The sequence below is a fragment of the Caballeronia udeis genome, from assembly GCF_044909315.1.
Lineage (GTDB): Bacteria > Pseudomonadota > Gammaproteobacteria > Burkholderiales > Burkholderiaceae > Caballeronia > Caballeronia udeis_A.
Window position 1 is genome coordinate 1 of the sequence record NZ_JBIYEB010000043.1, and the last position, 13,361, is coordinate 13,361.

At 59.3% G+C, this 13,361-nt stretch carries 12 protein-coding genes; 5 read left to right on the forward strand and 7 right to left on the reverse strand.

Annotation, left to right across the window (positions count from 1 at the left end; all coding sequences use genetic code 11):
- Positions 1 to 215: 215 nt before the first annotated feature.
- The gene (locus tag ABH944_RS40415) at positions 216 to 1,829 is read left to right on the forward strand and encodes an NAD(P)/FAD-dependent oxidoreductase (RefSeq protein ID WP_404614174.1); all 1,614 of its coding nucleotides are present in this window, start codon (positions 216 to 218) and stop codon (positions 1,827 to 1,829) included.
- 122 nt (positions 1,830 to 1,951) lie between these two features.
- On the opposite strand, the gene ABH944_RS40420 is transcribed toward ABH944_RS40415, so the two are convergent.
- Genes ABH944_RS40420 through ABH944_RS40430 form a run of 3 tightly spaced genes read right to left on the reverse strand, consistent with a single transcriptional unit; the run spans position 1,952 to position 5,666 of the window.
- A complete protein-coding gene (locus ABH944_RS40420) occupies positions 1,952 to 3,493 on the reverse strand; it encodes a UxaA family hydrolase (protein WP_404614176.1) in 1,542 nt (513 codons plus the stop codon).
- Between the two features lie 12 nt (positions 3,494 to 3,505).
- Positions 3,506 to 4,624 (reverse strand): mannitol dehydrogenase family protein, encoded by a 1,119-nt coding sequence (locus tag ABH944_RS40425; RefSeq protein ID WP_404614178.1) that lies wholly within the window; start codon positions 4,622 to 4,624, stop codon positions 3,506 to 3,508.
- Positions 4,625 to 4,643: 19 nt separating this feature from the next.
- Entirely contained in the window at positions 4,644 to 5,666 is a 1,023-nt protein-coding gene (locus ABH944_RS40430; protein ID WP_404614180.1) for a zinc-binding alcohol dehydrogenase family protein, read from the reverse strand.
- 184 nt (positions 5,667 to 5,850) lie between these two features.
- Here ABH944_RS40430 and ABH944_RS40435 point away from each other — a divergent pair, with 184 nt between their 5' ends.
- Positions 5,851 to 6,543, forward strand: a complete 693-nt coding sequence (locus ABH944_RS40435; RefSeq protein WP_404614252.1) for a FadR/GntR family transcriptional regulator — start codon at positions 5,851 to 5,853, stop codon at positions 6,541 to 6,543.
- A gap of 75 nt (positions 6,544 to 6,618) precedes the next feature.
- Here ABH944_RS40435 and ABH944_RS40440 read toward each other — a convergent pair whose 3' ends face one another.
- Positions 6,619 to 6,939, reverse strand: a complete 321-nt coding sequence (locus ABH944_RS40440) for a hypothetical protein (protein WP_031362147.1) — start codon at positions 6,937 to 6,939, stop codon at positions 6,619 to 6,621.
- Positions 6,940 to 7,387: 448 nt separating this feature from the next.
- Here ABH944_RS40440 and ABH944_RS40445 point away from each other — a divergent pair, with 448 nt between their 5' ends.
- On the forward strand, positions 7,388 to 8,284 hold the full coding sequence (locus tag ABH944_RS40445; protein ID WP_404614182.1) for a class I SAM-dependent methyltransferase: 897 nt from the start codon (positions 7,388 to 7,390) through the stop codon (positions 8,282 to 8,284).
- Positions 8,285 to 8,299: 15 nt separating this feature from the next.
- On the opposite strand, the gene ABH944_RS40450 is transcribed toward ABH944_RS40445, so the two are convergent.
- Both ABH944_RS40450 and ABH944_RS40455 read right to left on the reverse strand, forming a co-directional pair.
- The gene (locus tag ABH944_RS40450) at positions 8,300 to 8,854 is read right to left on the reverse strand and encodes a DUF1415 domain-containing protein (protein WP_404614184.1); all 555 of its coding nucleotides are present in this window, start codon (positions 8,852 to 8,854) and stop codon (positions 8,300 to 8,302) included.
- On the reverse strand, positions 8,851 to 9,501 hold the full coding sequence (locus tag ABH944_RS40455) for a TetR/AcrR family transcriptional regulator (RefSeq protein WP_404614186.1): 651 nt from the start codon (positions 9,499 to 9,501) through the stop codon (positions 8,851 to 8,853). The genes ABH944_RS40450 and ABH944_RS40455 overlap by 4 nt, the downstream gene beginning before the upstream one ends.
- Before the next feature lie 130 nt (positions 9,502 to 9,631).
- Here ABH944_RS40455 and ABH944_RS40460 point away from each other — a divergent pair, with 130 nt between their 5' ends.
- On the forward strand, positions 9,632 to 10,915 hold the full coding sequence (locus tag ABH944_RS40460; protein ID WP_404614188.1) for an MFS transporter: 1,284 nt from the start codon (positions 9,632 to 9,634) through the stop codon (positions 10,913 to 10,915).
- A 142-nt stretch (positions 10,916 to 11,057) separates the two neighbouring features.
- The gene (locus ABH944_RS40465) at positions 11,058 to 11,654 is read left to right on the forward strand and encodes a nitroreductase family protein (RefSeq protein WP_404614190.1); all 597 of its coding nucleotides are present in this window, start codon (positions 11,058 to 11,060) and stop codon (positions 11,652 to 11,654) included.
- Positions 11,655 to 11,727: 73 nt separating this feature from the next.
- On the opposite strand, the gene ABH944_RS40470 is transcribed toward ABH944_RS40465, so the two are convergent.
- The gene (locus ABH944_RS40470; protein ID WP_404614191.1) at positions 11,728 to 13,206 is read right to left on the reverse strand and encodes an MFS transporter; all 1,479 of its coding nucleotides are present in this window, start codon (positions 13,204 to 13,206) and stop codon (positions 11,728 to 11,730) included.
- Between the last annotated feature and the right edge of the window lie 155 nt (positions 13,207 to 13,361).

Here is a 13,361-nt window from a genome sequence, read left to right on the forward strand (position 1 = left end):
TGTGAAAGTAGGTAATCGTCAGGCTCCCCATTCGCTGCAGCGACTGCGCAGCTAGACAAAAACCCCACCCCACAAAGGTGGGGTTTTTGCGTTTCAGGTCCACAATCGAACCAACTCGCGCTGAACATCCCACCATCACCGGCTTACGCTTTCTTCAGCACGCTAAAATAGCGCTTTAGCCGGATGTCCTTACGGCTTTTGCAAAACAGGTCCCCATGCTACGTCTAAGCGAAATCAAGCTGCCGCTTGAGCATTCGGAAAGCGAACTCGAGTCGGCAATTCGCTCACGTCTCGCGCTTATTCATGTCCCTGCCGATGGCCTGATCCGCTATACGGTATTCCGGCGTGCGCACGATGCGCGCAAGCGCTCCGACATCAAGCTCACTTACATTGTCGATGTCGATGTGAAGGACGAAGTCACCGCGCTTCGTTATCTGAACGATCAGCTGCATTGCAGTGTGACGCCGGACATGGCGTACAAGTTCGTCGCGAAGGCGCCGACGCAGATGACATCGCCGAGACCCGTCGTGATCGGCATGGGACCGTGTGGCTTGTTCGCCGGCTTGATCCTGGCGCAGATGGGCTTTCGTCCAATCATCCTGGAACGTGGCAAGGCTGTGCGCGAGCGGACCAAGGACACCTGGGGCTTGTGGCGGAAAAACGTGCTGAACCCGGAGTCGAATGTGCAGTTTGGCGAGGGCGGTGCCGGGACGTTTTCGGACGGCAAGCTATACAGCCAGATCAAGGACCCGAAACACTACGGCCGAAAGGTGCTCGAAGAGTTCGTGCTTGCCGGTGCTCCGGAGGACATTCTGTATCTGAGCCGGCCGCATATCGGTACCTTTCGACTGGTGGGGATGGTCGAGAAAATGCGCGCGACGATTCATCGACTCGGTGGTGAAGTACGCTTCGAATCGCGCGTTGAAGATATCGAGATCGAAGGAGGCAAGGTTCGCAGCCTCACGCTTTCCAATGGGGAAACGCTACCTTGCGAGCATGTCGTGTTGTCGGTGGGGCATAGCGCCCGGGATACGTTCGAGATGCTGCACGATCGCGGCGTCTACATTGAAGCAAAACCCTTTTCGCTCGGATTCCGGATCGAACACCCGCAAGGACTGATTGATCGGAGCCGGTTTGGCAAATTCGCGGGACATAAACTGCTGGGCGCGGCCGATTACAAAGTTGTCCATCACTGCAGCAACGGTCGAGCCGTCTACAGCTTTTGCATGTGCCCGGGCGGAACAGTTGTGGCGGCAACGTCTGAACCGGGACGGGTGGTCACGAATGGGATGAGTCAATATTCGCGCAACGAGCGTAATGCGAACGCCGGGATCGTGGTGGGAATTACGCCGGAGGATTTCCCCGGTGGCCCGCTCGCGGGTATCGCGTTTCAAAGACGTTGGGAAGAGCGGGCGTTCGAGCTGGGCGGTGGCGACTACTCCGCACCAGCGCAGTTGGTCGGTGACTTTATTGCGAGACGGGCATCGACATCGCTAGGGACAGTCGAACCGTCGTACAAACCTGGCGTTCGTATGACCGACCTGACCAGCGCATTGCCGGAGTATGTGGTCGAGGCGATTCGCGAGGCGTTGCCGCAGATCGACAAAAAGATCCCCGGGTTCGCCATGCACGACGCGGTGCTGACGGGCGTCGAGACGCGCACGTCGTCGCCAATACGTGTTCGTCGAAAAGACGATTATCAAAGTGTCAATGTCGATGGACTTTATCCTGCGGGTGAAGGCGCCGGATATGCCGGTGGCATTTATTCGGCAGCGATCGATGGGATAGAAGTGGCCGAGGCGCTGGCGTTGAACATGATGGCGGGTTGAGAGTCGCGTCGACTATGGTTGATACGTTGATTCAGCAGCGATAGTCAGATGAGGCATAAATAACCGAGGCGCTGCCGCTAAACACGACGGCCGCTTAGCGCCTCGCGTTAATCAAATACCGCTCAGGTAATTACACCCACCTGCCACGGTACGAACTCGTTCTGCCCATAACCGTGTGCCTCGCTCTTCGATGCCACCCCCGACGCGCAATCCAGCATCATCTGGAAAATGGCTTCTCCCAACTGATCGATGGACGCCGTTCCGTCGACAACCCCGCCGCAGTTGATATCGATATCTTCTTCTTGCCGCTCCCACAGCGCCGTGTTCGTAGCGAGCTTTAGCGAGGGCGAGGGCGCACAGCCGTAAGCCGACCCACGTCCGGTCGTGAAGCAGATCAGATTCGCACCCGAAGCAACCTGGCCCGTTGCCGAGACGGGGTCGTAGCCTGGCGAATCCATGAACACAAAACCCTTCGCATTAATCGGTTGAGCGTATTCATAGACCTCCACGAGCTTCGTCGTGCCGCCTTTCGCTACCGCGCCTAGCGACTTTTCGAGAATTGTCGTCAAGCCGCCGACCTTGTTTCCCGCCGATGGATTGTTGTCCATCGCCGCACCGTTTCGCGCGCAATAATCCTCCCACCACTTGATGCGCGTCAGGAGTTTTTCGCCGACCTCCCGGCTCACTGCACGTCGCGTAAGCAGATGTTCCGCACCGTAGACCTCGGGCGTCTCCGACAGAATCGCTGTGCCGCCATGCTGTACGAGACGGTCGACGGCCGCGCCCAGCGCCGGATTCGCCGAGATTCCCGAATAACCGTCCGAGCCTCCGCACTGCAATCCAACCACCAGGTGTGACGCCGGTACGGGTTCGCGTTTGACGCGGTTGGCATCGGCGAGCAGCTCTTTCACCATCGCAACACCGCGCTCGATGGTCTTGCGGGTGCCGCCGCTGTCCTGGATCGTGAAGCTGCGCAGTTTCGCGCCGTTGTCGTTTAAGCCAGCCGATCCGAGGATGCCCGAGATCTGATTCGTCTCGCAGCCCAGGCCGATGAACAACACCGAATGGAAGTTTGGATGCACGGCGTAACCGGCGAGCGTGCGACGCAGGATTGCGATGCCGTCACCAAGTGAGTCGATGCCACAACCCAGCCCATGCGTCAACGCAATCACGCCATCCACGTTTGGATAATCGGCGAGCGCTTCAGGACGCACATCGCGGCGAAAGTGATCAGCGATAGCCCGCGCCACTGTGGCAGAGCAATTCACACTCGTCAGGACACCGATGTAATTTCGTGTGGCCACACGTCCATCCTCGCGACGAATACCCATGAATGTAGCGGGTTTATCGACGAAATGGGTTTCGCGCATGTCGACACCGAATTCATGCTCGCGCTCGAAATCGGCCATGCCCAGGTTGTGGACATGCACGTGCTGGCCGCGCGAGATGGCATCCAGCGCCACGCCGATGATCTGGTTATAGCGCCTCACGGGCTCACCTTTGGCGATGTCGCGTGTAGCGATCTTGTGGCCCGGCGGGATCAGTCCGCTCACCACGAGTGGTTCGGCTTCAGAGGTAATGCGTGCGCCCGACATGAGCTGGCGCGTCGCGATCACGACATCGTCGTTGGGATGAAGGCGGATAACGGTGTGATCAGTAGGCATGGTAAGTATTCCTCAAGACAGCGCGGCCATGAGCCGTCGCTGTTCAATATTCAAGCCGAGTTGATGCGCAAGCTCGACAGCCTGTTTGAAGCGGCGTTGTTTTTTCTCTGCGTGATTTCGCGCGATGTCGGAGAGCCGGTGATCCAGGAACGGATTCTCGAAGCGGTCGCGGACATCGACGAGATAGGCGCGTGCGACGTCGTGTTCGCCGAGGGCATCGAAGACGGGGAGCACTTCGTCGCGCCATGTCGATTCCAAGGTCGTGCGCCACGTTTCGTTGCTCATGGCGTCGCGCACATTGATGTCGGCAGCGGCACGATCCGCGAGCCAGAGTTCGGCGAGCATCGTATGGCCGAGGTTGAGCAGCAGAAGCTTGAGGCGCTCGTAGCGGGCCAGATCGTCGGTGAGGACGATGTCCTCGTGCTCGCACGGCAGGACCATGCCGGGTTGGCGCTCGATTGCCCACAACGCGTAGGGCTCGGCAATGGCGCCAACAGGATGAATCGGCTCGGAGACAATGCGGTCGACCAGCGAGTTCACCCAAATGCAATCGTGCTGCAGATAGTGGATGAAAGCGTCATCTGCTTGCCATTGCTTTGCAATATCCATAACGAGATCGCGCAATGTATCGCCGTTGCGCGATATCAGTTCGCAAGGGAGCAAGGTCACCGGTTCTGCACCTGCGATAAACCGGTCGTGCAGCAAGACCGTGAGCTTGGCTGGAAAACCTCGCGGGACGGAGTTCTCCTGAAGGTTTCGCGCAATGTCCTCGTCAAAGGAAGCGTAGCCGGTGTCGCCGGTATTCGAGACGATCACCTTGACGTCATGCCGCGCCCGTGCGCGCAGCGCGGGCCAGTCATCGGCGGCGTTCAGGGCTTCAGTGATCGCGTCGCATTGAACGGTGACATCAATGGTCGAATTGCCCTGCCGACCGCGAATTCGCACGGGGTACACGCTCGAGGCCCGCAACGCATCGATCCGCGCCCGGCTTGCCGCATTCGAGGTGCTCTGCACGACGGTAATCCGTCCGAGCGCGTTTGACGGCCCACGTCGCGCAGCCTCCGCAACGAACAAATCGACGTGCGCTTGAAGAAAGCGGCTCGTGCCGAACTGGAGAATCGGATTGCTCATCGTCGTCTATATCGGCGTGTCAGCACTCGACCAGTGCTTTGATCACCCCTGCCGACGGATCGAGCAGCTTGGAGAATTCGCTCGGTAAATCGCTCAGCTTGAGCGTATGCGTGTTGAGCGCCGCCGTGGGAATGAGGCCTGCACGCATGGCGGAAAGCACGGTTTCGAAGTCGTCCGGCGTCGCGTTACGGCTAGCAAGCAGGGTAGTTTCGCGTTTGTGAAACTCGGGGTCGGCAAACGAGATCCGGTCGCTAACTATCGATATCAACACGTATTTCCCGCCATGTGCGACGAATTCCAGGCCGCGTTCCATCGCTTTCACGTTGCCCGTGGCGTCGAAGACAATATCGAAAAACTCGTTGCCGGTGAGCTCCGCAAGCTGTTTTGCGTCTGCCGCGGCGCCGGTCGTATCCAGACGCACAATGTGGTCTGCATTCAGCAGGGTTTGGCAGAATCGCAACCGATCCTCGCGGCCATCGAGTACGGTCACTTCCGCGCCGCGAAGCTTGGCGAAGATCAACGCCGCCATGCCGATCGGCCCGGCGCCAACCACCAGGGCGCGCTGCTTCGGCTGCACGTCGGCTCGCGCGACAGCGTGCGCTCCAATGGCCAGGAATTCGATCATCGCGGCCTGATCGAGCGTCACGCCATCGGCTTTGAACACAAATGCCTGCGGTACGGCGAGTTGCTCGACCAGGCCGCCGTCGGTATGGACACCCAGGACGCGAATGTTCATACAGCAATTAGGCTTTTTAGCCCGGCACGCAATACATTTCCCGCACGCAAGATAGGGCATCACGTAGACCTGGTCACCCTTCGCGACGCGTGCGCCGGCCGGCGCGGATTCCACGATTCCCGACAACTCATGCCCCATCACCCGCGGATACGATAGATACGGCTGATTCCCTGTGTAGATATGCAGGTCCGTACCGCACACGCCGACACGCTTGATGCGGATCAAGACGTCGTCGATACCGGGCTCGGGTGATGGCCGATCAATCAGAACGAGCGAGCCGGGTTGTTCGCAGATAACAGTTTTCATGGGGATAGGATGATTTTTTTGGCCTTACCAGAATGCATGTTAATTTCATAAAACGGAACTGGTCAAGCCAATTGGCTCCGGGTAGGGGTTTGGCCTGACCATTAGCAGCATCCTTGTTTAGAATTCAGCCTCCGCCAATGCGGCCAGTCTGTCCAGGAAAGGAGCTTTCGTGGCTGTCAAACCCATGGAGACGCGTCGTCTCTACCTCCAGATCGCCGATAAACTGCGCGCGCTGATCGACGAGCAAGGCTTTGCGCCGAATGGCCGCTTGCCGTCCGAGCGCGAACTGGCGCTGATGCTGGGGGTGTCGCGGCCGTCGGTGAGAGAGGCGCTGGTCGCGCTGGAACTGGAAGGTCGGGTTGAAATCCGGATGGGGTCGGGCGTTTATATTTGTGCGCCGTCCGCCTCCGGTTCGGGTCCGAATCTGCCGCCGGGAACGGAATTCGGCGAAAGTCTGCTCGAAATCATGACTGCGCGAATGGTGATCGAGGGCGCGATCGCGGCGAATGTGGCTGCGTTTTGCAAACCGAAGGCGCTCAAGGCGTTGCGCGAGATCTACGAAAGCATGGCGCGGGAAGTGGCAAACGGACAGATTCCGCTGGCAGCGGACCGTGCGTTTCATTTGGCTGTAGCGCAGATGTCCGGAAACGACGTGCTGGTGCGCACGGTGGCGGGACTTTTCGACGAACGGCATAGTCCGTTGTCGTCGAAATTGCGTGTGCATTTTGAGGGGGAGGAAACCTGGGCGGCCGCGTTAAGCGAGCACAAGGACATACTGGACGCGCTCGAAGCGCGCGATGCCATTCAGGCCCAGGCTTCGATGCAGCGCCATTTGAAGGCGTCGTACGAGCGGCTGATGACCCGCCGCAAGCACTGACAAGATTGCATCAGGCCAGTCCGTGATCAATGGGACTGGCCGCCGAACAACGTACAACCAGTATGCAAGCAGCATTCAACCAGGATAAGCCTCGTCCACTTTCAGCCCGGCGAGCTTGAAGATTACGCGCAGCGTCTGGGGCGCAATCTCGCGCCGCGAGGCGAGGGTCGTCAGCACGAAATCCATCACTTTCGCGTACTTGAGCATGGTCAGGCACGTTTCCATGTCGGTGGTGCCGTCGCGCATGACTTCTGCGAGCCGCAACATTTCGCCGGAAATTTCTCGGGCCATTTCGAGTTCAAGTTGCTGTTTTTCGCTCCACTCGGGCATTGACGTGAGCTTTGCAAGCATTTCCTGAAACTGCTGTTCGGCTTTACTGTCTCGGATTGGGTCCATCGCCGTCCTCATTTTGTGTTCGCGTGTTCCCCGCGGGAACGCGCCGTGTACGTTAGGTGTTACGTAACAGGCTGTACGTCGACATTCACCGGTGCGTTTCACCGGCCGTTGCCTCAAGCGTTGCCGAGGTCATCGATTCGTCGCGCCTGCCTTGCTACCAGGGCGTTTTGCTATAAAAGTCGCGGCCTTGTGCCGCCGTAATATCCGTCCATCCCGTTGGTTGTCCCGTTCTAAATGCACGAAATGTTCCATCTGAAACCGAGGTTCCTCAGTGCTCTGGCGAGGCGATTCGAAACCTCTGTCAGTTCCCGATGCTGCGTCATGCGGGAGCGTCTATGCGCTTTTGGGTAAACTTGCCCATTTACATCGATACAACCAGCGGTTAGCGCACACTTCGCGCCGAAATTCCGCGTGACCCCGCCTACAGAATCACTACGGTATCCAGACGATGGCCAAGAAGTCCCGGGCGCCGAACGCGCCCATTGCATCAACGGATTCGTCCGATAAAACGCCGGAAACATCGGCCAAGCACGACATTCGTCCCGGTCAGTCCCTCGAACTTTTGAAGGAGCTGCACATCTTGACGCGCGACGGCAAGATGAATCAAGACAGCCGTCGAAAGTTGAAACAGGTCTACCACCTGTTTCAGTTCATTGAACCCCTGCTTGCGGAAATTCATGCAAAAGAGGGTTCGGTGACGCTGGTCGATCATGGAGCGGGAAAGTCTTACCTTGGGTTCATTCTCTACGATCTCTACTTCAAGGCTCTGCGCGATCGGTCACATATCTTTGGTATTGAGACACGTTCGGAGCTGGTTGAAAAGTCGGAGGAATTGGCCGCACGCCTGGGATTCGAGGGTATGTCGTTCCTGAATCTATCGGTGGCCGAATCGATTACGTCAGACCGTTTGCCTGCGACCGTGGACGTCGTCACCGCACTGCATGCATGCAATACCGCGACCGACGACGCGATTCATTTCGCTTTGCAGAAGAAAGCGAAAACCATCGTGGTGGTGCCGTGTTGTCAGGCTGAGGTGGCAGCAGTTTTACGTAAGAACAAAGGTCATTCGCTCTCGAAGAATGTGCTGACGGAGATGTGGCGGCACCCGTTGCACACGCGCGAGTTCGGTAGCCAGATCACGAACGTGCTGCGCTGCATGCAACTGGAATCGCATGGGTATCAGGTCAGCGTGACGGAACTCGTGGGCTGGGAGCATTCGATGAAAAATGAGTTGATCATCGCGCAATTCAAGGATCTGCCGCGCGGAAAACCGGCCCAGCGTTTGTCCGATGTGCTTGAAACGCTCGGTCTGGAGGAGATGCGCGAGCGGTTCTTTACAGCCTGATCTTACGGCTCGATTTCAAGGTTTGACCCCGGCGTCGCGTTTCATATATTCGAGCCAGCCGGCGTGGCCGAGACGGCGCAGCGTGGCCATGTTGCGTTCGTAGATATCGGCGGCATCGGGGAACGCTTCGACCGCACGTTCAATGCTGGCCTCACGCAGCAAATGGAAGACCGGATAGGGTGCGCGGTTCGTGAAATTTTCGATGTCGTCAGGTTCGGCGTCATCGAATTGATAATTCGGATGAAAGCTCGCGATCTGTAGTTCACCTTCCAGCCGAAGCTGTTTCAGGAGCGTATCGGCGAAATGGAGGGCGTCGTTGTAGTCGCTGAAACGGCCAAGCGCGTGCGGGACGATCAACAACGTGGTATCGGTTTGTTCCGGGTCCGTCTCCGCCAGATGCTTCAGTTCGGTTTCAATATCGGCGAGCACATCTTCTAACGTGCGCGCCGGGCTCACGGTGTAACGGATCTGGTCCTTCACATACACGGCTTTCGCAAACGGACACAGGTTCAGGCCGATAACGGCGCGGGTGAGCCAATGCCGCGTTGAATCGATAATCTCTTCGTTCACGGTTCGATCCTGTCTTTACCGCAGGCCGCCTTCACGAGCAGCGCGGCCGTGGCGGGCGCTGTACGCATCGGTCCGCAGCCCGGGCCGAAAGTCTGGCTCGCGGTGTACACGCCCTCTACCAGCAACGCCAGGGAATCGGCCAGAAATTGAGGATCGGCCGCACCCGCCGCAGTCGATAACTCCAGCAACCGGGCAATCAGATACTGCTTGTTGTGTGCCACCGAGACCCGCGCCGGATGCTCGCGATCTGCGAATTCGCACGCCACGTTGACAAACGGACAACCGCGATAATCCGGATTCGATGCCCGCTCCACAAGGTCAGTAATGCTTTGCACGAGCGCCTTGGCCGGTTGTCCCGGATGCTTCGCGATGCTGTCTTCAATCCGTTCCCGGAAGCGCGTGTCCATGCGCGTGAGGTACGCCACCACCAGATCGTCTTTCGACGAAAACTGCCGGTACACGCTCATTTTGTTCACGCCGGCGCGTTCGACCACTGCGTCAACGCTGATCGCCCGGATGCCATCGCGATAAAAAAGATTCTCTGCGGCGTCGAGCAGTTGTTCCTGCGCGGTAGCGCCGTCCATGTGCCGGCGGACCGGTTTTTTATCGGCGGCAGAGCCTTCATTCGATACGCGTACCACGATCATGTCCTTTAATTTCGAAGGGATTCTTGACATGTTACCGAGCAGTCACTAAGCTCGCAACCTAAATGTGACTGGACGGTAACGTTGGTCGAAACGTTGGTCGAAAGATAACCAGAAGAAACCGGAGCGAAGGATGAATTGGGCAGCCAGACGGCTTTCGGGCCGCATGCATTACGCGTGGATATCGGTGGGAGTCGTGTTTCTTGTGTTGCTCGCGGCCGCCGGCACGCGTGCGACGCCAAGCGTCATGATGTTGCCGCTCGAACAGCAGTTCGGCTGGAGCCGCGCGACCGTCTCGCTCGCGATCTCCATCAACCTGGCGCTGTACGGTCTGACCGGGCCATTCGCCGCCGCCGCGATGCAGCGTTTCGGCGTGCGCCCGACGGTGCTGGCGGCGCTGGGGACGCTGGCGACGGGCGTGGGGTTGTCGACGCTGATGACTGCTCCATGGCAGATGATCCTGATATGGGGTGTGCTGGTGGGCGGGGCTACCGGCGTGGCCGCCATCACGCTGGCCGCGACCATAGTGAATCGTTGGTTCACGTCGCATCGCGGACTGGCGATGGGGATTCTCACGGCCAGTTCGGCCACCGGTCAGCTTGTGTTCCTGCCGATGCTCGCGGCGATCACCGAGCGCTTCGGCTGGCGTCCCATGGTGCTGGTCGTCGCTGCTGCCGCAGCGGTGGTGTTGCCCCTGGTGGCGTGGCTGCTGCCCGAGCGTCCCTCCGATGTCGTGCTCCGCCCGTTCGGCGAAGTCCCTGATTCGCCGCCCGCTGTTCCCGTCGCGCAGAAAAACCCGATCACGCTCGCCTTCGGCACGCTGGGCATGGCGAGCAAGACGCGCGATTTCTGGTTACTGGCGGGCAGCTTTTTCATTTGCGGGGCGAGCACGAACGGGTATATCGGCACGCATCTGATCGCGATGTGCGCCGATCACGGCATGACCGAAGTGCAAGGCGCGGGGCTTCTGGCCGCCATGGGCATTTTCGATCTCGTCGGCACCACGCTGTCCGGCTGGCTGTCCGACCGGTTCAACGCTCGCGTGCTGCTGTTCTGGTATTACGGCTTGCGCGGGTTGTCGCTGATGTTCCTGCCGCACGCGTTTGGTATCGACTTCTACGGCTTGCCGGTCTTCGCCGTTTTCTACGGGCTGGATTGGGTGGCCACCGTACCGCCAACCGTCCGGCTCGCAACTGACGTCTACGGCAAGGAGTCGGCGCCGATCGTATTCGGCTGGGTCGTGGCGGCACATCAGTTCGGCGCGGCGTTTGCGGCGCTTGGCGGAGGCATGCTGCGCGCGAGTCTCGGCACCTACACCGTCGCGACGATGATTTCCGGCAGCCTGTGTATTGTCGCGGCCGTGATGGTCTTGCGGATCAACAAGGCATCGCGCTCGATGCAGGCGGTGGCGACCTGAGAGCGGCTCTGCTGGACGGCGTGCCCGTGGAGCAGCGAATTTTTAATGCCGCAGCGCGGGTTTGCCAGCTTGGTTATTCTTATGGTCTCGTAGCGTGCGTGTTAGCGCATGCTGTCCGGACCAACCAACCAGGGACTGCCGCATGACCGAAAAAATCGCACCTACTGAAGTCGCAATCGATGCGCTGCTGGCCGGCCGCTGGAGCCCGCGGGCAATATCGAACCAGGCGGTGAGCCGCGAGCAATTGCATAGCGTGCTGGAGGCTGCACGCTGGGCGCCGTCTTCGTACAACATGCAGCCGTGGCGTTTCCTGACCTTTGACCGCAACCACGACGAAGCCGCTTTCCAGAAGGCTTTCGCCACACTGGTGCCGTTCAACCAGGGGTGGAACGCCAATGTGCCCGTACTGATTTGCGTGCTGGCGAAGACCTTGACGCCCAAGGGCGACGTGAACCGCACAGCTCAGTACGATGCGGGCGCGGCGGGTATGTCGCTGGTGCTCCAAGCACACGCGCTCGGCCTGGTGGCCCACCAAATGGCGGGTTTCGATGTCAACGCGTTCCGCGAGGCGTTTTCGCCCCCGGAGGACGTAGAAGTGATCGCGATGATTTCGCTGGGACATCACGGGGACCCGGCCTCGCTCGACGCAGCCCTGCTGGAGCGCGAAAACGCACCCCGCGAGCGGGCGGCGATTGGTGAAGTCGCATTCGATGGCGCTTGGGGTAAGGCGTTCAAATAAGCGGTCTTGAACGGCAGTAAATGCTGGAAAGCGCGGTGGTCGAACAGACGCCGCGCGATCGCACCAGAAACGCTCACTCCTCCGCTGACGACAACGGCCGCGCCACGTCCTCCAGCGACTTGCGTTCCGCCGATACCCCCCAGACTCCTGCCACAACCGCAGCCAGCACCATCAGTGCAGAACCGATCAGATAGCCCGCAAACACGGCGCCGCGCTGATGCGTGTCAATGAGCTTGCCGAACAGCGCCGGCCCCACAATGCCGCCCAGTGCCGTCCCGAAGGCATAAAAAATCGCTATGGCCAGTGCCCGGATCTCGAGAGGAAACGTTTCGCTGACGGTGAGATACGCCGAACTCGCCGCCGACGATGCAAAAAAGAAGATCACCATCCAGGAAATAGTCTGTGTCGTGCTCGTGAGCCAACCCTGCTCGAACAGGTATCCGCTGATAGTCAGCAAAACCCCGGACATACCGTACGTGAAGGCGATCATCTTGCGCCGGCCGACGATATCGAAGAGTTTGCCTAGCATGATCGGCCCGAGGAAATTGCCGGCCGCGAACGGCAACACATACCAGCCGATGTGATCCCCCGGCACACCGTAAAAATCCGTCAGCACGAGCGCGTAGGTGAAAAATATCGCGTTATAGAAAAACGCTTGGGCGGTCATCAGCGTCAATCCGACTAGCGAACGCCGCCGATGCACATGAAAGAGCGAGCGGAACACTTCACTGAGCTTCGTGTGATCCCGGGCGTGCAGACGCAGTGGTTTGACGGGATCGGTGAGCAGTGTCACGCCATGTTCGCGAAACTTCCCCTCAATGCCATCCACAATTTCCTTCGCCTCGTCCACGCGGTCATGCGTGATCAGCCAGCGCGGGCTTTCCGGAACCCACGTGCGCATGAAAAGGATCAGCAATCCCAGGATCGCGCCGATCAGAAAACACGCGCGCCAGCCGTAATCGGGGGGCAGCAAGCCCGGATCGAGCAGCACGATCGACCCTGCCGCGCCCAGCGCTGCGCCCACCCAGAACGTGCCGTTGATCGCCAGGTCCGTCCAGCCGCGCACGCGGGCGGGGGTGAACTCCTGGATCGTGGAATTGATCGCGGTGTATTCGCCGCCAATCCCCGCGCCGGTGAGAAAGCGAAACAACACAAAACTGGCGAGATTCCATGAAACGGCCGTCGCTGCTGTCGCCGCCACGTACAGGAACAGCGTGATGAAAAATAGCTTTCGACGCCCGAGCCGGTCCGTCAGCCAGCCGAAACCCAGTGCCCCGATCACCGCGCCCGCAATGTAGGCGCTGCCGGCGAGCCCGACATCGGCGTTCGAGAACTTCAGCACGTGACTGGTTTTCAACGCGCTGGCAACTGCGCCAGCGAGCGTGACTTCAAGCCCGTCGAGCAGCCACGTGATCCCGAGCGCCAGCACGATCAGCGTATGAAAGCGGCCCCACGGCAGCCGGTCGAGCCGTCCAGGCAGATCGGTTTCGATAATTCTTGCCGGTGCTTCCTTGTCTTCGCCAACTGCGGGAACAGTCCTGGTGTTGTTCATACATTCGGCCGGTAAGGTGGGAATGACCGGCTGCACGCGCCTCCGGCAGAGAGCATTAATTACCGGGTTTTCGAGCAAAATCCGTTCCCCCGGCAATGTTTTTGATCGACGGTTGATGTACTGCGCGTTACGTGCTAAAAACGCGCTCCACTTTT

Bases quoted from the DNA above. Each gene is read 5' to 3' on its own strand.
- ABH944_RS40440 (WP_031362147.1), bottom strand. From the start codon at position 6,939: ATGGACCCAATCCGAGACAGTAAAGCCGAACAGCAGTTTCAGGAAATG.
- ABH944_RS40425 (WP_404614178.1), bottom strand. From the start codon at position 4,624: ATGAGCAATCCGATTCTCCAGTTCGGCACGAGCCGCTTTCTTCAAGCG.
- ABH944_RS40420 (WP_404614176.1), bottom strand. From the start codon at position 3,493: ATGCCTACTGATCACACCGTTATCCGCCTTCATCCCAACGACGATGTC.
- ABH944_RS40415 (WP_404614174.1), top strand. From the start codon at position 216: ATGCTACGTCTAAGCGAAATCAAGCTGCCGCTTGAGCATTCGGAAAGC.
- ABH944_RS40460 (WP_404614188.1), top strand. From the start codon at position 9,632: ATGAATTGGGCAGCCAGACGGCTTTCGGGCCGCATGCATTACGCGTGG.
- ABH944_RS40445 (WP_404614182.1), top strand. From the start codon at position 7,388: ATGGCCAAGAAGTCCCGGGCGCCGAACGCGCCCATTGCATCAACGGAT.
- ABH944_RS40455 (WP_404614186.1), bottom strand. From the start codon at position 9,501: ATGATCGTGGTACGCGTATCGAATGAAGGCTCTGCCGCCGATAAAAAA.
- ABH944_RS40465 (WP_404614190.1), top strand. From the start codon at position 11,058: ATGACCGAAAAAATCGCACCTACTGAAGTCGCAATCGATGCGCTGCTG.
- ABH944_RS40470 (WP_404614191.1), bottom strand. From the start codon at position 13,206: ATGAACAACACCAGGACTGTTCCCGCAGTTGGCGAAGACAAGGAAGCA.
- ABH944_RS40430 (WP_404614180.1), bottom strand. From the start codon at position 5,666: ATGAAAACTGTTATCTGCGAACAACCCGGCTCGCTCGTTCTGATTGAT.
- ABH944_RS40435 (WP_404614252.1), top strand. From the start codon at position 5,851: ATGGAGACGCGTCGTCTCTACCTCCAGATCGCCGATAAACTGCGCGCG.